Annotated in this window: 20 protein-coding genes; all 20 read left to right on the plus strand. The window is 37.8% G+C overall.

All coding sequences use genetic code 11. The annotated features are described in order from the left end of the window. The first annotated feature begins 108 nt into the window (after positions 1–108). The 20 genes from AC3B5S_RS07930 (at position 109) to AC3B5S_RS08025 (ending at position 18,009) form a co-directional block, all read left to right on the plus strand. A complete protein-coding gene (locus AC3B5S_RS07930) occupies positions 109–954 on the plus strand; it encodes a DegV family protein (RefSeq protein WP_489757922.1) in 846 nt (281 codons plus the stop codon). A gap of 38 nt (positions 955–992) precedes the next feature. Beyond that, a complete protein-coding gene (locus AC3B5S_RS07935; RefSeq protein WP_489757923.1) occupies positions 993–1,778 on the plus strand; it encodes a GDSL-type esterase/lipase family protein in 786 nt (261 codons plus the stop codon). Further along, positions 1,775–2,377, plus strand: coding sequence for a YpmS family protein (locus AC3B5S_RS07940; protein ID WP_489757924.1), 603 nt, complete (start codon positions 1,775–1,777; stop codon positions 2,375–2,377). The genes AC3B5S_RS07935 and AC3B5S_RS07940 overlap by 4 nt, the downstream gene beginning before the upstream one ends. A gap of 12 nt (positions 2,378–2,389) precedes the next feature. After that, positions 2,390–2,623 carry a YozE family protein gene (locus AC3B5S_RS07945; RefSeq protein WP_489757925.1) on the plus strand — a complete coding sequence of 78 codons (234 nt, stop codon included), beginning with the start codon at positions 2,390–2,392 and terminating at the stop codon, positions 2,621–2,623. Positions 2,624–2,641: 18 nt separating this feature from the next. Next, complete coding sequence (locus tag AC3B5S_RS07950; protein ID WP_489790325.1) at positions 2,642–4,051, plus strand: S41 family peptidase; 1,410 nt, start codon at positions 2,642–2,644, stop codon at positions 4,049–4,051. Positions 4,052–4,055: 4 nt separating this feature from the next. Continuing rightward, positions 4,056–4,904: a ribosome biogenesis GTPase YlqF gene (ylqF, locus tag AC3B5S_RS07955; protein WP_489775417.1), complete on the plus strand. Its 849-nt coding sequence runs from the start codon at positions 4,056–4,058 to the stop codon at positions 4,902–4,904. Further along, complete coding sequence (gene rnhB, locus AC3B5S_RS07960; RefSeq protein ID WP_489769746.1) at positions 4,897–5,679, plus strand: ribonuclease HII; 783 nt, start codon at positions 4,897–4,899, stop codon at positions 5,677–5,679. Before ylqF ends, rnhB begins: the two co-directional genes overlap by 8 nt. Before the next feature lie 31 nt (positions 5,680–5,710). Next, positions 5,711–6,571: a DNA-processing protein DprA gene (dprA, locus tag AC3B5S_RS07965; RefSeq protein WP_489769747.1), complete on the plus strand. Its 861-nt coding sequence runs from the start codon at positions 5,711–5,713 to the stop codon at positions 6,569–6,571. Positions 6,572–6,614: 43 nt separating this feature from the next. Next, positions 6,615–8,729, plus strand: a complete 2,115-nt coding sequence (topA, locus tag AC3B5S_RS07970) for a type I DNA topoisomerase (RefSeq protein WP_489769748.1) — start codon at positions 6,615–6,617, stop codon at positions 8,727–8,729. 270 nt (positions 8,730–8,999) lie between these two features. Next, entirely contained in the window at positions 9,000–9,524 is a 525-nt protein-coding gene (gene hslV, locus AC3B5S_RS07975; protein ID WP_489757931.1) for an ATP-dependent protease subunit HslV, read from the plus strand. A gap of 9 nt (positions 9,525–9,533) precedes the next feature. Next, positions 9,534–10,946, plus strand: a complete 1,413-nt coding sequence (gene hslU, locus AC3B5S_RS07980) for an ATP-dependent protease ATPase subunit HslU (protein ID WP_489769749.1) — start codon at positions 9,534–9,536, stop codon at positions 10,944–10,946. Between the two features lie 8 nt (positions 10,947–10,954). Then, entirely contained in the window at positions 10,955–11,815 is an 861-nt protein-coding gene (locus tag AC3B5S_RS07985; RefSeq protein WP_489769750.1) for an aldose 1-epimerase family protein, read from the plus strand. 163 nt (positions 11,816–11,978) lie between these two features. Further along, positions 11,979–12,470 (plus strand): hypothetical protein, encoded by a 492-nt coding sequence (locus AC3B5S_RS07990; RefSeq protein WP_489769751.1) that lies wholly within the window; start codon positions 11,979–11,981, stop codon positions 12,468–12,470. Between the two features lie 21 nt (positions 12,471–12,491). Further along, a complete protein-coding gene (locus AC3B5S_RS07995; RefSeq protein WP_489769752.1) occupies positions 12,492–12,935 on the plus strand; it encodes a RusA family crossover junction endodeoxyribonuclease in 444 nt (147 codons plus the stop codon). Then, positions 12,928–13,599, plus strand: coding sequence for a hypothetical protein (locus tag AC3B5S_RS08000; RefSeq protein WP_489769753.1), 672 nt, complete (start codon positions 12,928–12,930; stop codon positions 13,597–13,599). Before AC3B5S_RS07995 ends, AC3B5S_RS08000 begins: the two co-directional genes overlap by 8 nt. Positions 13,600–13,665: 66 nt before the next feature. Beyond that, on the plus strand, positions 13,666–14,343 hold the full coding sequence (locus tag AC3B5S_RS08005) for a type 1 glutamine amidotransferase (RefSeq protein ID WP_489769754.1): 678 nt from the start codon (positions 13,666–13,668) through the stop codon (positions 14,341–14,343). Between the two features lie 190 nt (positions 14,344–14,533). Continuing rightward, the gene (locus AC3B5S_RS08010; RefSeq protein WP_489775413.1) at positions 14,534–14,899 is read left to right on the plus strand and encodes a hypothetical protein; all 366 of its coding nucleotides are present in this window, start codon (positions 14,534–14,536) and stop codon (positions 14,897–14,899) included. A gap of 138 nt (positions 14,900–15,037) precedes the next feature. After that, the gene (locus tag AC3B5S_RS08015; protein ID WP_489790326.1) at positions 15,038–15,868 is read left to right on the plus strand and encodes an exodeoxyribonuclease III; all 831 of its coding nucleotides are present in this window, start codon (positions 15,038–15,040) and stop codon (positions 15,866–15,868) included. A gap of 190 nt (positions 15,869–16,058) precedes the next feature. Next, complete coding sequence (locus AC3B5S_RS08020; protein WP_489769757.1) at positions 16,059–17,075, plus strand: choloylglycine hydrolase family protein; 1,017 nt, start codon at positions 16,059–16,061, stop codon at positions 17,073–17,075. 184 nt (positions 17,076–17,259) lie between these two features. Further along, the gene (locus AC3B5S_RS08025; RefSeq protein ID WP_489790327.1) at positions 17,260–18,009 is read left to right on the plus strand and encodes an ABC transporter ATP-binding protein; all 750 of its coding nucleotides are present in this window, start codon (positions 17,260–17,262) and stop codon (positions 18,007–18,009) included.

Consider the following 18,009-nt stretch of genomic DNA (forward strand, 5'->3'; position numbering starts at 1 on the left):
TAATAAAAATGTGCTAAAGTTGTGAACGTTTGATACAATCTTTAAGTAAACAACTCTTTTAGAGATTATAGCTTAAAGACCTGAAATGATAAAGGTAGGTTTCCACAAATGACAAATGTAAAAATCTTAACAGATTCTTCTGTGCAACTGACACCAAAAGAAATTACAGACTATCAAATTACAGTAGTGCCATTAACTGTTGAAATTGATAATCAACAATATGTTGATGGTCAAGACATTACTCGCCAGGAATTTTCCCAAAAAATGTTGGCTAGTACTAATTTTCCGAAAACGAGTCAACCACCCATCGGTCGCTTTGTCGAGGCCTTTAACAAATTAGGTCAAGATGGCAGTGAGGTATTGGCCATTACCTTGACTAAGGGATTAAGTGGTACGGTAGATGCTGCCAAGCAAGCAGCAGAGTTGACTTCCACCAAAGTGACCGTGGTTGATAGTGGTTCAACAGATCGAGGAATGGCTTTTCAAGTTTTAGCAGCTGCGAAAATGGCACAGCAGAAAAAAACAGTGGCCGAAATTTTACCCGCGATTAAACATATTGCTGAACAAACGCAATTATACGTTTGTATTCCTCATCCAGAAAATATTATTAAAGGCGGCCGTCTAGGCAAAATGGCTGCGACATTGACGTCATTATTAAATATTGATGTGGTTGTGCAGTTACAAAATCATAAATTGACGATTGCCAAAAAGGGACGCGGAATTAAAGTGATTAAGAATTTTATTCAATCACGTATTGAAGATATTGATGCACATGGCGACCAAATTAGTGAAATTGGCATGTCTTATGTGAGTGATGATACTTTGCCGCAACAAATTAAACAACAAGTTCAAGCTCAATTTCCGCAGATTAAGACCACAATTGAACTAACTAGTCCGATTATTATGACCCATACTGGCGAGGGTGCCTTTGCGATTATTTATTATCGGCAATAATAAGCGGTTAACAATTTGATAAATTGAAGGAGTTAACTTTGCGAAAAATAAAGATTCTCATTAATTTTTTGTTAGCTATTAGCTTAGTCAACATTCACGTTCATCAAGTTGCTGCTAAGAGTCAAACAACTACTTTAAAAGTGGTGGCTGTGGGTGATTCTTTGACTTATGGCGTTGGTGACGGTCACCATCAAGGCGGTTATACGTATTTGATTCAAAAACCTTTAAGAACAGCCAGTCATCGCCGAGTAAAAATGCGAAATTTTGGTATTAGTGGTGAAACGAGCGGACAAATTTTAAAGCGGGTTCAACATAACGCTGCTCTCAAAAAAGCATTGCAGAAAAGTGATATTGTTATCCTGACAGCTGGTGGTAATAATATTATGCATGTTTTACAAAAACATGGTTTAAACTTGTCCAATCAACAATTTCAAGCGGCTAATGATGCTTATGTGCAACAAATGTCTCAAATGGTGATGACTATTCGGCGCTATAATGATAAAGCGCCGATTTATTTGATTGGCATTTATAATCCGTATGCTATTTATGTTAAAAAAGCTCGGAGTGTGCAGCAGGCGGTTTTGCAATGGAATCAATCCAGCAAAAATTTAGCCCATAATAATTATCGAATGCATTTTGTGGATGTGTCAGCTATTGCTCAACCTAAAAAATTGAAATATTCGAAAAAAGAACAAACAACAACAAATCCGTTGTTATATACGAAAGACTATTTTCATCCTAATCATCAAGGTTATCAGTTAATGACCAAAAAATTATGGCACCAACTGCAATTAAGCCAAAAGGAGTGGATTAATTTAAAATGAGACGCAGTGTAGATACAAAACGTAATTGGTGGAAATGGGCTTTTTTAATATTAGTGGCAATCCTGATTCTGGGAGGTGCGGGTATGTGGTATGCTGTAACGCGCCCGATTGACTCTGCGGTTATTTCTAAACAACCTGCACCAGCCAATGATTCTCAACCAGTTTTTGAAGTAACATTAACTAAGCAGCAAGCACAGAGGTTAGCCAATCATTATATTAATGAATATTTAAACAGTAAGGATATTCAATATCATTTAAAATTTGATCAACATATTTCGTTAGTAGGGAGTGCTGATTTGTTGGGATCAAAAATTGATTTTCAGCTACAAACGGCTTCTTTTCCTACTGCTAGTGGTGGTGTCCAATTAAAAGCCCAACATCTAAAAATTGGTCACTTGGGTATTCCATTGGGCTTTGTTCTCGGTTATATTCAACATAATTATCATTTTCCTTCTTGGGTAAGCATTAATAGTAGTAAGCAATTAATCAATATTAATTTACAAGATTATCAAAATGACAGTGGTTATTATTTTAAAGTCAAAGATTTAGATTTACACAAAAATAAAATTGTCGTTAGTGTTTATTCGAGCAAGTTTTAGGAGTGTTAGTTGATGGAAAAATCTTTTTATGAATATTTAATGACGCAACGAAATCCTAATAGTACTAGTCCCATTGCTCATTTTGCGGAAGCGGCTTTTTTTGACCAAACTTTTCCCAAACAAGCGCAAGACTATACAGAAATTTCGGAATATCTGGAATTGAATGGATCGTATTTACCGACAATGGACATTTATGATCAGGCTTTTGCTAAATATCAAGAGTCCCAGGCACATTTTAATTCTTAAAGAAACGAGTGATTCGGCATGAAAAAAAAGTTTTCTTGGTCAACAGTAATATTTTCCATTGTTGGTGGAATTTTAATTGGGGTTGCTGGCGCATTTATTTTTATGGCAGTGGAACTTAAGAATCAAGGTTCTATGGGTAATTTTAGCCAAGTTCAACAAGTATATGAAACAATTAATCAAAATTATTATCAGAAAGTATCTTCTAAAAAGCTAATCAATGGTGCAATTAAGGGAATGCTGGAGTCTTTGGATGATCCTTATTCGGAGTTTATGGCGGACCAAGATCAAGATTCATTCAATAGTAATATTTCTGGGAAAATTTCTGGGATCGGAGCTACGATTGAACAAGCTAATGCTGGCATTCAAATTGTTTCAGCAATGCCGAAATCACCAGCGGCTAAAGCCGGTTTAAAAACTAAAGATATTATTACCAAAATTAATCAACATTCCACGCAAAAAATGACAGTTGATCAAGCTTCGCAATTGACCCGTGGTAAAGCAGGGACCAAAGTTCATTTAGAAATTAGACGCGGCACACAAACCTTTACTAAAACTTTGGTTCGAGCACCGATTAAAGTGGCGACGGTAATGGGCAAAGTGGTTAATCATCATGGAAAAGTAGCCGAAATTACGATTACCCAATTTTCCGAACATACTGCTAGTGAGCTGAAGCGAGAAATACAAAAAGTTCAACGTCAAGGCGCCCAAAAGTTAATTATTGATGTTCGAAATAACCCTGGTGGAGTTATGGAACAAGCGTTAGCGGCCTCTAGTATGTTTCTGACCAATGGTCAAAAGATAATGACTATGGTTTCACGAACGGATGGGACGAAGACGTATCGTGCTAGTGCGAAATATTTAAAAAATTATAAAGTTAAATTACCGACGGTCGTTTTAGTTGATAAGGGTACCGCCAGTGCTGCTGAAATTTTTGCAGCAGCCTTAAAGCAGTCTGCACAAATACCAGTGATTGGTGAAAAGACCTTTGGTAAGGGAGTGGTGCAAACTTTAAGTCCGTTAAGTTCAGACTCAGAGATGAAAATCACTACCGCTAAGTGGTTGACCCCCAATGGTTCTTGGATTAATCACAAAGGCTTAGAACCGACACTCAAAGTTAAGTATCCAGATTATTTAAATATTAATGCTTTTACCAGTCAAAAAACGATTACTGCTCAGCAAACTAGTGGCGATGTGAAAGTTGCTCAAAAAGTGTTAAATGCTGTGGGGTTAGCGGTTCCAGTTACCGGTCAGTTGGATGCTACTACTCAACAACAATTGACAGCTTTTCAAGTACAACAGCAATTACCACAACAAAGGGGTAATTTGGATGCTAAAACTAGACAAGCTTTAACCCAAGCTTTAATGCAAAAGGCTCAAGGACATGATCCGATGTTGAACCAAGCATTTAAGGTACTAGAAAGGAAATAAGGACATGACGATTCAATGGTATCCAGGTCATATGAATAAGGCTAAAAATCAAATCCAAGACCATCTGAAATTAGTAGATTTAGTCTTAGAAGTGCGTGATGCCCGGTTGCCTTTTTCTTCGTTGAATCCGGTTTTAGATCAAATGATTAATTCCAAACCCCGGTTAATTATTTTGAATAAAGCTGATTTGGCCGATGAACGAATGACTAAGGCCTGGATTAATTTTTATCAAACAAAACAGCAATCAGTTATTGCTTTAGATGCACAGCATACTAATCAGTTACAACCGCTATTGAAGGCAATTGAACAATTAATGGCGTCAAAATTAAAAAAATACCAACAAAGCGGGGTCAAAAATTATACAGTGCGCGCCATGTGCATTGGCATTCCGAATGCTGGTAAATCAACATTATTAAATAAATTAGTTGGTAAGAAAGTGGCTGTGACGGGTAATCGCCCCGGTGTGACTAAAAATCAGAATTGGTTAAAGACTAAACACCATTTGGAATTGTTGGATACCCCAGGAGTTTTATGGCCCAAAATCACGCAAGAACGAGTCGGATTTAATTTAGCTTTGACGCAAGCGATTAGTGATAAAGTTATTCCCCAACAAGACTTGGCTATTTATGCATTAGAATTTTGGCAACAGCACTATGAAACAATTTTACAACAAAAGTATCAATTAACCGCCCAACAATTGACTCTGACAGGTGCCCAATTATTAGTGCAATTAACCACTCAGTGGCATTTTGAGCAGGATTTTGATCGTGCGGCTCATAAAATTATTAATGATGTGCGTCAAGGATTATTGGGTAGATATACTCTAGATTGGGTGCAAGAAATCAATGACTGAATGGTCACAATTAAAGATTCACGAGATTAAAGAGTTAATTAGCCAGCAATCATTAACGAGTGCAGATTGGCAAACGTTGGCGCAAGATTCCCGCGCTGGCGTGCAAAAATTAGCTCAGTCGCATCAACGCCAGTTAACTAAAACGATGGCGTTAAAAGCAGCTTTTTTACGACGGCAAAAATTTGAACAACCTTTTTGGCAACAGCAACAATTAGTAGCCGGAATTGATGAAGTTGGTCGGGGACCGTTAGCGGGACCAGTAGTTGTCGCCGCCGTTATTTTACCTGCGGATGTTAATTTAATTGAAATTAATGATTCCAAACAATTAAGTGATCACAAGCGCCATGAATTATATGGGCAAATTCTAGATCAAGCCATTGATGTTAGTGTAGCCGTAGGTAGTCCGCAATTAATCGATCAAGAAAATATTTATCATGCGACGGAGTTAACAATGGCACAAGCTGTTAGTCAATTATTGGTCCAACCTGATCATCTATTAGTTGATGCCATGCGGATTCCAATTCCCATTTCGCAAACTAAATTGATTAAAGGTGATGCGCGGAGTGTTTCGATTGGTGCTGCTAGTATTGTGGCTAAAGTTTATAGAGACGAATTAATGGTTAAGTATGATCAAGTTTATCCCGGTTACGGTTTTGCCCAAAATGCTGGCTACGGTACTAAAATTCATTTAGCAGGTTTACAGAAGCAAGGAATCTGTCCAATTCATCGACGTTCATTTGCGCCTGTCAAAAAATATTTGGCAGTAAATTCGTAATTTAAAAAAAATTACGGAGCTGGTGTTTGTTATGCAATTACGTCAATTATTATATCAATTATCCCAAACCCGTTGTGTGAGCAACAAAATAATGCTGCAAGTTTGTCAATTAAGCTTGCAGCATTATTCCGTTAGTCAATTAATTCAATTTGTGAAACAGCAACTAACGGTGACTAAACGCTCGTTATTTCAGCAACGCTTGCAACAAGATTATCCCATGATGCCACCATGTTTAACATTCTTGGACGCTGTTTATCCACAAAAGTTACGCGAAATCTATAATCCACCGGCTTTGCTATATTACCAAGGAAATTTACAGTTATTGAATCGCCCAACGGTTGCAATTGTTGGGGCGCGGCAAAGTAGTTTTTATACGCAAACAGTCGTACACAGTTTAGTTCCTGCTTTAGTGCAAGCTCAAGTAGTGACAGTGAGCGGGCTAGCTAAGGGAGCAGATGGTTGGTGTCACCAGATAACTTTAGACAATCAGGGGCAAACGATTGGGGTTGTGGGTAATAGTTTAGATTATTATTATCCGGCGGTTAATCGGCAATTACAAATGACTATTGCCCAACAAGGGTTATTGCTGTCTGAATATCCCCCTACAACGCACCCACAAAAATATTTTTTTCCACAGCGTAATCGCATTATTGCCGGTTTATGTCAGACATTAGTTGTCACACAAGCTAAAAGACGCAGTGGCAGTTTAATTACGGCCCAATTGGCACTGCAAGAAAATCGGAACGTTTGGGCCGCTCCAGGACCGCTAGATAGTTCGTTATCCCAAGGTTGTAATGAACTAATTGCGGCGGGAGCGCGACCATATTTTGCTGCTGGTGATTTATTGGCTGAGTTAGGGCTTGAACAAAAAAATTTGACAAATAGGAAATGACTGGCATATGATTTGAAGCGACTTGATTAAGGAAAGGAGCTTCATGTTGGTTAGCTCAAAAACTACCAAACGCCGTCCGGCTAAAAAGAATTTGGTAATTGTCGAATCTCCGGCCAAGGCTAAAACAATTGAAAAGTATTTAGGACGTAATTACAAAGTTTTAGCCAGCAAAGGCCATGTTCGTGATTTACCTAAAAGTCGCATGGGTGTTGATATTGAACACGATTATGAACCCACTTATATCTCTATTCGAGGTAAAGGGGATACTATTAAAGAATTAAAAAAAGAAGCCAAAAAAGCTAAAAAAGTTTATTTAGCAGCCGATCCCGATCGCGAAGGTGAAGCGATTGCTTGGCATGTGGCCCATTTATTAAATTTAGATTTAGCAGATGATAACCGAGTAGTATTTAATGAAATTACGAAAGACGCGGTTAAAGATGCTTTTAAGCATCCGCGAAATGTTAATATGGATTTGGTTGATGCGCAGCAAGCCCGGCGCATTTTAGACCGGTTAGTGGGTTATTCGATTAGTCCGATTTTATGGCAAAAAATTAAGAAAGGGCTCAGCGCGGGCCGTGTACAATCAGTAGCTTTAAAACTGGTGATTGATCGTGAAAAGTCAATTCGTAATTTCCAACCAGTAGAATATTGGACGATTCCTAGTCGTTTTCAGGCTGGTAGATTAAAGAAAAATCAATTTAATGCCAATTTTTATGGCGTGCATCATAAGAAGACTGAATTGCACTCGCAAGCAGAAGTTCAAACTGTTTTAGGACAATTAGATCGCAAACAACCGTTTGATGTGACAAAGGTGTTAAAAAAAGAACGCAAACGTTATCCAGCACCACCATTTACGACGAGTTCTTTACAACAAGAAGCTAACCGCAAGTTGAATTTTAAAACGCGGAAAACAATGATGTTAGCACAACAACTATATGAAGGAATTAATCTGGGATCGCGACAAGGCAATGTTGGTTTAATTACTTATATGCGAACGGATTCAACGCGAATTGCAAGTGTTGCTAAGCACGAAGCATCTCAGTTTTTGCAAAAAGAATATGGCGAAGAGTATGCGGCTACTAAGGTTCACGCTACGAAAAATCCCGAAGGCGCTCAAGATGCCCATGAGGCTATTCGCCCTACTGCAGTGCAAAGAACGCCGCAATCTTTAGCTAAAATCTTAACGCGTGATCAATTACGACTATACACTTTAATCTGGAATCGTTTTATGGCAAGTGAGATGACGCCCGCTGTGTTAGATACGATGACAGTGACTGTCGAACAAAATGATGTTCAGTTTCGGGCAAATGGTTCTAAAATTAAATTTGACGGTTTTTTGAAGCTTTATAAAGATGATCAAAAGACAAAAGATAATTTATTGCCAGATTTAGTAGAAGGGCAACAAGTTAAATTAATTGAAACCAATCCAGAACAGCATTTTACGCAACCCCCAGCACGTTTTAGTGAAGCTTCGTTAGTTAAAACTTTGGAGGAAAACGGTGTTGGTCGTCCCTCGACTTATGCACCAACTATTGATACGATTCAAAGACGCTATTATGTCAAATTAAATGGTCGTAGTTTTGAACCGACGGAATTAGGAGAAATTGTTGATGATTTAATTGAACAATATTTTCCAGACATTGTTAATGTCGACTTTACGGCTAATTTGGAAACTGAATTGGATGGCATTGAAGCGGGCAAAGAAAATTGGCGCCAAGTAGTTGATGAGTATTATCAACCTTTCTCTAAGGAATTAACAGCTGCCGATGAACAAATTGAAAAGCTACAAATTAAAGATGAACCGGCTGGGATGAATTGTGACATTTGTGGTGCACCGATGGTTATTAAATTAGGGCGTTACGGCAAATTTATTGCATGTAGTCGTTTTCCAGATTGTCGTAATACTAAAGCCATTATTAAAGAAATTGGTGTGACTTGTCCTAAATGTCAGGAAGGTCAAGTAGTGGAACGGAAATCGAAGAAAAATCGCTTATTTTACGGTTGTTCGCGCTATCCGGACTGTGATTTTGTGGACTGGAATAAACCTGTTGGTCGTAACTGTCCTAAAGACGACCATTATCTAGTTGAAAAGAAGGTCAAGGGTGGCCGCCAAGTAATCTGTCCTAATGGCGATTATCAAGAAGAAGTTCAAAAGTAGCACTTGTCTACAAATTGCTGAAAGTTTCTTCGGATAGATTAGAACGATCGTTGACTAAAAGTGTTACCATAGAATTGTAGTGGTTTTTAAGCTTAAAGTTCGAAAACTAAAATTTTGAGACTACTGAGATATAAGGTCTGGAAGCAAGATAAACCGCTACTAAGTTAGCAAATCAGCTTAGTAAGTTAAATTTATTTTCAAAAGTTTAGAACCAATACAATTCACAAAATCTAAAATATTAAGAATAATGAAATATAATTGAGGTAAATTATGACAACAATTTGTGCAGTCAGACATCACAACCAAATTGCAATTGCTGGAGATGGGCAAGTTACTGCTGGCGAAAAAACCGTTATGAAAGCTTCCGCACATAAAGTGCGGCGGATTTTTAATGATCAAGTAATTATTGGTTTTGCCGGCGGTGTGGCTGACGCTTTTACTCTAGAAGATTGGTTTGAAAAGAAGTTGCAAAGCTATGCTGGAAATTTAAAGCGTTCCGCAGTGGAATTAGCTCAAGATTGGCGTAAAGATCCGACTTTGCAAAAATTAGAGGCAATGATGATTGCTTTTAATCAAGAGGATTTATTACTAATTTCGGGTAATGGTGAAGTGATTGAACCTGATGAGGATGTAATTGCTATTGGCTCAGGTGGTAATTTTGCCCAAGCTGCCGCCATTGCTATGATTCGCCACAGTCCAGACATGACCGCTCAAGAAATTGCTCATGAAGCTATTAATATTGCCTCAGATATTGATATCTTCACTAATAAGAGTATTTTAACGGATCAAATTTAGGAGAGAACAATGCCAGAACAAATGACACCCAAACAGATTGTTAAAGCTTTAGACAAATATATTGTTGGTCAAGATCAAGCTAAAAAATCCGTCGCCATTGCTTTATATAATCGTTATCGGCGGATGCAATTATCGCAAAGTATGCAAAAAGATATTACACCCAAGAATCTCTTAATGATTGGACCAACGGGAGTTGGTAAAACCGAAATTGCACGCCGCTTGGCGGATGTGGTGCAAGCACCTTTTGTCAAAGTAGAGGCTACTAAGTTTACCGAAGTGGGCTATGTTGGTCGCGATGTTGAGTCGATGATTCGTGATTTGGTCGATGTTGCGGTCAAAATGGAAGAAAAACAAAAATATCGTGAGGTTCGTTCACAAGCTAGTCGACAAGCTGATAAGATTTTAGTTAAATTATTAGTGCCGGGTAAAAAAACACAGGCAGTTCAACCCAATATGAATAATTTACAAGATCTCATGTCGGCGTTTAATGCGATGACACGTGGAGAAACACCACAAGCTGCTAATAATAATGAGGAAATCACGGATGAAGTTCGAGATCAACGTTTAAGCGTGAAAGAACAATTAGATCGTGGTTTACTTGAAGATCAAGAAGTAACGATTGAAGTATCGGAAAGTAAAAAAATCAATCCGATGAATGATATGATGGGACAAATGGGGATTGATTTAAACGGCGCAATGGACTCGTTAATTCCTAAGAAAACCATTAAGCGAACCTTACCAGTTAGTCAAGCACGGGAGATTTTGATTGAACAAGAATCAGCTAAGCTGGTAGATTCCGATGTGATTTATCAAGCTGCCATTCAGCGTGCTGAAAATGACGGAATCGTCTTTATTGATGAAATTGATAAAATTACGGCTGGTAATAAGAAAACATCAGGTGAAGTTTCCCGTGAGGGTGTTCAACGTGATATTTTGCCAATTGTTGAAGGTTCTAGTGTCAATACTAAATATGGTAGCGTTCAAACGGATCACATTTTGTTTATTGGCTCTGGGGCTTTTGCTGAAAGTAAACCGAGTGATTTAATTGCTGAATTACAAGGACGTTTTCCAATTCGCGTCGAATTAGATGATTTGACGGAAGCAGATTTTGTTCGAATTTTGACAGCTCCAGATAATGCTTTGGTTAAACAGTATATTGCTTTGGTAGGTAGTGATGGCATTAAGTTAACCTTTACGCAAGAAGCGATTGAAACAATTGCGCGGTTAGCTTATCAGGTTAATCATGAAAATCAAAACATTGGAGCTCGTCGTTTAGCAACTATTTTGGAAAATGTCTTGGCTGATATTATGTATGAGGCACCCGATATGCAGATGGGTGAAATCATGATTACGCAGGAATATGTAGAAGATAAAGTTGGCAAGATTGCTAATAATAGTGATTTAACTAAGTATATCTTATAGGAGGACTAATGGCTGTTGTCACGTTACAAAACACAAAGTTAACTGTTCAAGTTGATAGTTTGGGAGCCCAAGTAGTCAGCGTCCAGGATCCAACGCAGACGCAACGGATGTGGAATGGTGATCCAGCAATTTGGGGACGACATGCGCCGATCTTGTTCCCTATTGTTGGCCGACTAAAAAATGATACTTATCGTTATCAGGGTCAAACTTATTCAATGAAACAACACGGTTTTGCTCGTGACCAAGAATTTACCGTAATGACGCAAGAACCGACTTTATTGGAGTTAGGATTAACCAAAAAAGTTGGTCAAGAAGAGTCCAATTACCCCTTTAGTTTTTCGCTGTATGTGGGGTATCAACTAGTGGGTGATCAAATTCAAGTTTGTTATAGTTTGAAAAATTTGAGTTCGCACCCGATGTACTTTTCAATTGGTGGTCATCCGGGCTTTATGTTTAATTATCGGGCTCCGGGAGCCAAGTTGGTTTTGCAACATCCAGAGCGACTACGTAGAATTGATTTTACAGAAGACCATTTGCTTGATACTAATCATACCTGGGTGCCCAAGGCGATGATGCCACTTAATGAAGATAGTTTTGCTCACGACGCTTATGTTTATCATAATCGAGGGCGCAATGCTTTTGAGCTATGGGCTAATGATAATTGGCAAATTAGTTTGACGACTGATGCACCTTATATTGGGGTTTGGTCTGCTTATCCTAAGACAGCTGATTTTGTTTGCCTGGAACCTTGGTGGGGAGTGGCAGATACTGTTAATAGTGATGGTCAATTAGAACATAAATTTGGCATTAATCTGTTACAACCACAGCAAATCTTTAATGCTAGTTGGAGTATGCGGTTTTATTATTAAAATAAGATAGCTAGTTAAAGCACTTGGTAAAAAGATAGGTATTGACCGTTTTTTACCAAGTGCTTTTTATGATTCAGAAAAGTGGTCTTTGGGTTGCATTTAAGTGCGAGATGCTCATAATAAAAAGAGATACTAATCATCAAAGAAAGGATTATTAATTCTGATGTATAAGCCTCAGAAAATTGCGCAGATCAAGGTCAGTGCAACTACGCAAAAAAAATTATGCTCTTGGCTCATTGAAGGCGCTAATCGGGCACAAATTGTTAGGCAAACTGATCTCAGCAAAAGTACGCTGTTACGTTATATTAAAAAAATCAAAGCTCAAGATGCAACCATTGAAGAACTATTTACTTTAAGTGAGATACAAATCTTGATTCAGATTGCTAATGAAGATTATGCAACTTATCAAGCAAAAAAACGTGAGGGACCAAAAAAGGCGCAAACAGTTGATTTGTCGCAACAAGAAAAATCATTAAATCATGCTTTACGCAAAGAAGGCTGGGGCTTATCTACGGAACAATTAGACTTTGCCAAAATCTTACGCTTGAGTTCTGGCGACTTGCAGGAGCAACAAGCTGCTCAGCAACAGTTGGCTACTTGGTCAAAGGCTAAACAACAACGTTATTTAGATTATCGACAATCAGTGACAAATTAAGTATGAGGTTAGAAAAGAGAAATGAGTGAATGGCAAGCAATTATCCCTTATCCACCCATGGCAACGCCGAGGCCACGTTTTAAACAAATTACTAGTAATGGTCAACATCATACAATTACTTATTATCCGAGTCACTATTTTGATTATATGCAGACCGTGCAGCAATATCTGCAAGATCACGATTTGTATAATAAGGACTTTGAACAGGTGGTCAATGCTCCATATGGCATTTTGGTAGAAGTGATGTTTTACCTAGCTATTCCGAAAAATCAAAAGCAAGTACGGAGTTTAATGCGGAAGACGGCGCCGGATATTGATAATTTACAAAAAGCAATTTTTGATAGCATTTTTAAGGGGTTGAAGGTGCGAGATAGCCGAATCGTTGGCGTTAAGGCGTTAAAGTTAAATGAAAAGTTCTATCCGCGCACGGAAATTAAATTAATAGGAATTGAACAGGATGATTAATAATAACGATAAAATTTTGCATTTGTTGACAGGTTACCGCCAGTTAAAACCTTTATTCGTTCCCTTTTTAAAACAACTGCAACGGCGCCAAGAACAGCAATTACTAGAACAGCAATTAGTGCGGCAGGTTCAAAAAAACCTAAGACAATGTCAGACCAAGTTATCTAAACAATTGGCGTCAGCCGAGTTTAAAGTTATTGATTCTAAGATTAAGCGTTGGCAAAAGCGGGGGTTTAATCATTATCGTGATTATCAAAATCTGACTGTGGCAGCTCAAAAGCGCTTATTAAAACAAGTTATGCGGGAATCGTTTGTTCATTCTCAACCTAATTTAGTAATATTAATTCAGCGCTTACAACAATTAGTTATTCCAAAATATCCTGATGGCACAGCAATCATTAAACAAATTCATCAGATTAGACAACGTAATTTGTATATTAAACGAGGCTACCAGGTTTTAGTATATGTCAAACCGGTTTACCAGGCGCTCACACGTTTGCGGCGAGTTTTGGTTAATCAAGCTCAGTATACAGGGTGTCAACACGCGTGGACTAATTATTCGCAGCAAATTACGGCTTTGAAGAATTATTATCAACAGCATTATGTTCAGGCTGGTGGTCATCCGCGTAATTATCATGGACATCGGGCCGGTGAACATCAGTAATTGTCCATTGTCACTAGTGTGATATATTGAGAATTAAGCAGTATTAAATTATGGAGAGTGATTATTATGCGGGCTAATATTTTGCAGCATACACCTAATGAAGGGCCGGGCATGATTGCCGATTGGTTAGCGGAGCAGCACTATGAAGTCTATATTTATCATCCCTATCAATTTGGTCATTTGCCGTCAGCTGAGACGACGGATTTATTGATTATTTTAGGTGGGCCTATGAGTCCTAATGATCAATTACCTTGGATTTTACAAGAGCGGCAATTGATTGCGGATTTAATTACTAAGCGCGTTCCGATGTTAGGCATTTGTTTTGGTGCGCAGCAAATTGCTAAAGTATTAGGTGGTTCTGTCTTAACAGCACCTGTCAAAGAAGTGGGGTGGGGGAATGTTTGGCGTCAAAGTACCGCCATCACTAACTTACCCGCACAATTATCCGTATTACATTGGCATGAAGAGATGTTTACCTTGCCACCGAAAGCGCAATTGTTATTTTCCAATCATCATTTAACGAATCAAGGCTTTTTATGGCAAGATTTTGTGGCGGGTTTTCAGTTTCATTTAGAGCCTACGACTAGTAATGTCCATGAAATAGTGGTTAATGATTATCCTTATTTAACAGACTCTGTGTTAAAACAGTCAGCAGCTGAGATTATGGCTCAGCCCGTTCCTGCGGCTAATAGACAAGCGTTATATCGCATTTTAAATTATTTGACGCAGTCACCGACAAGCTAGAATTCGTCTTGCTTATCGAATTATTAAGTTTTATACTAAAAAACGATTAATAATTTTAAGTTACAGACAAATCCATCAGTACTTTCAGAAAAAACCGCTTCATTGACTAATTGTTGAACTAAATGTGCTTGTTGGATGAAAAATTATCTTAATGTTATTAATGAATTTTATTTGTGGGGAGATCTAACTTATGGAAATTGGACCAATATCAGAGTGGTTAGCTGCTATTTCTGAATTTTTAGCTGTCTGTGTGGCATTATTGTTGCCATATTATACTGATCGGAAAAATACCAAAAGAAAACGGCGCAATATTTGTTTGGGGATTAGACGTTTAGCTAATCAGGCACTGGCTCATGAAGAAGATGCTACCAAAAATTTAGAATTGTTTTTGACAATTTCTTTTATCAGTAATGATGATGCTACCACGGAAAAGGTTTTGTTGTCAGGACAAGAAATTCTACGAGCCATTAAGAATTTACCAGCGGAACAAGACACTGATTATCAAACAAAATTAACGGACGTCAAACAATTAATTGCCAAAATACCTAGTAAGTAATAAACACTGAGAAGATCATAATGATGCTCAAGCAATCGCCAAAGATTGCTGAGCATTTTTTAGTTAACTTCACAATAAATTGTCTATTCAATCTTCAATGGTCTACAATTAAATCAAAGATGACCAAAGGAGTGTCCTATGAAATTTATTTCTTGGAATATTGATAGTATTAATGCAGCTGTCACGCATCAATCCAAACGTGGCTTAATGACTTGGGAGGTGTTACAACATTTAGCAGCAATTCAACCAACTGTGTTGGCCATTCAAGAAACTAAATTGAAGCCGACGGGTTTGACGCCTAAACAAAAGCGAGCTTTGCAAGAATTATTTCCAGATTATCAAATTTATACGCGTTCGAGCACGGGGCGGGTAAGTTATGCGGGTACCATGATGCTGAGCAAAGAGCAACCCATAGCAGTTGATTATCCCCAAATTGGGGCTCCAGGGGAAATGGATCAAGAAGGACGAATTATTACCTTAGAGTTTGAACATAGTTTTGTTTCGACCGTTTATACGCCAAATTCAGGCAGTCAATTGGCTCGTTTAGCTGACCGTCAAAGTTGGGATGATGATTATCGTCAATATCTGCAACAATTGGCGCGCCAAAAGCCAGTCATTACTTCTGGTGATTACAATGTAGCCCATCAGGCAATTGATTTAAAAAATCCTCAAGCTAATCATCATCATGCGGGTTTTACTGATGAGGAGCGTGCTAAATTTGGCGAATTACTAGCTGCGGGTTTTACTGATACTTTTCGCTATTTAAATCCCCAAGTGCATGATGTTTATACATGGTGGGCACAAATGTCCAAAACTTCGAAGGTTAATAATTCCGGCTGGCGTATTGATTATTATTTGACCTCACAACAATTAGATGATCAATTGGCTGATTTTCAGGTGATTGATACCAAACAGCGGCAAGACCACGCCCCCATTGAATTGACTATGAAAACGGATTTTTGTCTGTAATCGGGTGCTGGGTCAGCAACTATTGGTTCAACTTTATCCAGATTCATTTATAGTCGAAGTTATTGCAAGGTTTAATTTTGTTTGGTCCAATGATTATAAATTTTAAAAATTGAGTTACAATGTATCTTATATGTAAAGGTAAGTTAGGTTCAATTCACTACCTAACGACAAAATAGAAGGGAATGATCATATGTGTACCAATATTAGTATTCAAGCAACTAACGGTGACGTTTTTTGGGGCCGAACGATGGATTTTACGTTTGATCCGTTTAAAGCGAGTGTTAATTCACAAATCACTGCTTATCCAAAAGGTAGCCAATTAACAGGGTTAACGGAAACTTGGGCTAGTAATTATGCTTTTATGGGTATTAGCATGAATAACTCATTATTCTTCTATGATGGCATGAATAGTGCAGGGGTAGTCGGTGATGCCCAATATTTAGAAGAATGTAGTTGGGCGAGTGCTGCCAGTTTGCAACAACGAGGTCTTAAACCGTTAATCGGTGAAGAAATTGTGGCGTACGTGTTAAGTCACTTTGGTAGTGTGGCGGAAATTAAAACCGCTTTTCAAACCGTGGGCTTATTACAAAGTCAATATCCAGCTTGGGAACAGGCTCAAACTGGAATTACTGGTCCCGTGCCGATGCACTACACGTTCAGTGACCCCAGTGGCGCCAGTGTAATTTTGGAACCTGTGAAGAACGGGGCTTTTAAGATTTATGATGGAATTGGTGTGATGACCAATAGTCCGGAATATTCGTGGCATGTAGATAATTTACGAAATTATTTACAATTAACCAATCATAATTTGGGCCAAAACAAATTATCAGATAAATTGCAAGTTAATCAAATTGAAAGTGGCTCAGGGTTATTAGGCTTGCCTGGTGATTATACGGCACCTTCTAGATTTGTTCGGGGCACTTACTTGGCCAACTTTTTAGATCCATTTACTTCGGAGCAAGGAATTACGCAGTTATACAATTTATTTAAAACCGTCATGATTCCTAAGGGGATTGAACACGTTCATGAAGGTAGTACGAACAGTGATTATACCGGTTATTGGATTGGTTATGATGTCAAACGGCAAACGTTATATTTACAACCTGAAGACACACCAACGTTAACGCAATTTACTTTACCAACTAATTTAACAGACAAGATTAATTTACCAATTAATCATGAATTTAAAGCTGTACGCGCGAAATAGTGATAATTATTACAGATTGAGTGTTGATGAGGTATTCATTGACACTTTTTTTGTATACAAATTTATTTGTAAGTGATTAATGTTCCGCGATAAAAATATTCGAATAATATTTGACAAATAGATTCTTCTGCATTATTGTTTACAATGTAAATTAAGATTACGAAGTAAACAAAAAGGAGAGAAAATGAATATTTTACAAGTAAGTCACATATCAAAGATTTATAAGAACAATAAAAAGGTTTTAACTGATTTAAGTTTTACAGTGAAAAAGGGAGAAATTTTAGGTTTTCTAGGTCCTAATGGTGCAGGAAAAAGTACAACTATTAATATTATTGCTACTTTACTGGAGGCAGATGAAGGTTCAATTGTTTATTTTGATAACAAAAATTTAAGTTCAAAAGAGATCAAAAAACGTTTAGGTATTGTTCCGCAAGAAATTGCTATTTATGAGGATTTATCAGCTTATGAGAATGTTAAATTTTTTGCATCGCTGTATGGTGTTAAAAGAAAATTGTTAGATAAAAAAGTATTAAGTGCCTTAACTAAGGTGGGACTACTGGAGCGAAAAGCTGATAAACCGAAAACCTTTTCTGGCGGAATGAAACGGCGGTTAAATATTGCTTGTGCAATTGCCCATGAACCCGAATTGCTTATTTTTGATGAACCAACAGTTGGTATTGATCCACAATCGCGGAATCATATTTTGACTGCCATTAAAGAGATGAGGGCTACCGGTGCAACAATTATTTATACTACGCACTATATGGAAGAAGTCCAACAACTTTGTGATCGCATTATGATCATGGATGGTGGCAATGTTTTACTCAATGATACTTTGCAGCATATTTTACACCATTATGCTGACACTGAAATGAATCCGCAAAGTTTGGAAAATATTTTTTTGCAATTAACGGGCAAAAAATTGCGAGACTAG

The sequence above is a fragment of the Bombilactobacillus sp. ESL1094 genome, assembly GCF_058107425.1.

Bases quoted from the DNA above. Each gene is read 5' to 3' on its own strand.
- AC3B5S_RS07930 (WP_489757922.1), top strand. From the start codon at position 109: ATGACAAATGTAAAAATCTTAACAGATTCTTCTGTGCAACTGACACCA.
- AC3B5S_RS07940 (WP_489757924.1), top strand. From the start codon at position 1,775: ATGAGACGCAGTGTAGATACAAAACGTAATTGGTGGAAATGGGCTTTT.
- AC3B5S_RS07945 (WP_489757925.1), top strand. From the start codon at position 2,390: ATGGAAAAATCTTTTTATGAATATTTAATGACGCAACGAAATCCTAAT.
- AC3B5S_RS07950 (WP_489790325.1), top strand. From the start codon at position 2,642: ATGAAAAAAAAGTTTTCTTGGTCAACAGTAATATTTTCCATTGTTGGT.
- ylqF (WP_489775417.1), top strand. From the start codon at position 4,056: ATGACGATTCAATGGTATCCAGGTCATATGAATAAGGCTAAAAATCAA.
- rnhB (WP_489769746.1), top strand. From the start codon at position 4,897: ATGACTGAATGGTCACAATTAAAGATTCACGAGATTAAAGAGTTAATT.
- dprA (WP_489769747.1), top strand. From the start codon at position 5,711: ATGCAATTACGTCAATTATTATATCAATTATCCCAAACCCGTTGTGTG.
- topA (WP_489769748.1), top strand. From the start codon at position 6,615: ATGTTGGTTAGCTCAAAAACTACCAAACGCCGTCCGGCTAAAAAGAAT.
- hslV (WP_489757931.1), top strand. From the start codon at position 9,000: ATGACAACAATTTGTGCAGTCAGACATCACAACCAAATTGCAATTGCT.
- hslU (WP_489769749.1), top strand. From the start codon at position 9,534: ATGCCAGAACAAATGACACCCAAACAGATTGTTAAAGCTTTAGACAAA.
- AC3B5S_RS07985 (WP_489769750.1), top strand. From the start codon at position 10,955: ATGGCTGTTGTCACGTTACAAAACACAAAGTTAACTGTTCAAGTTGAT.
- AC3B5S_RS07990 (WP_489769751.1), top strand. From the start codon at position 11,979: ATGTATAAGCCTCAGAAAATTGCGCAGATCAAGGTCAGTGCAACTACG.
- AC3B5S_RS07995 (WP_489769752.1), top strand. From the start codon at position 12,492: ATGAGTGAATGGCAAGCAATTATCCCTTATCCACCCATGGCAACGCCG.
- AC3B5S_RS08000 (WP_489769753.1), top strand. From the start codon at position 12,928: ATGATTAATAATAACGATAAAATTTTGCATTTGTTGACAGGTTACCGC.
- AC3B5S_RS08005 (WP_489769754.1), top strand. From the start codon at position 13,666: ATGCGGGCTAATATTTTGCAGCATACACCTAATGAAGGGCCGGGCATG.
- AC3B5S_RS08010 (WP_489775413.1), top strand. From the start codon at position 14,534: ATGGAAATTGGACCAATATCAGAGTGGTTAGCTGCTATTTCTGAATTT.
- AC3B5S_RS08015 (WP_489790326.1), top strand. From the start codon at position 15,038: ATGAAATTTATTTCTTGGAATATTGATAGTATTAATGCAGCTGTCACG.
- AC3B5S_RS08020 (WP_489769757.1), top strand. From the start codon at position 16,059: ATGTGTACCAATATTAGTATTCAAGCAACTAACGGTGACGTTTTTTGG.
- AC3B5S_RS08025 (WP_489790327.1), top strand. From the start codon at position 17,260: ATGAATATTTTACAAGTAAGTCACATATCAAAGATTTATAAGAACAAT.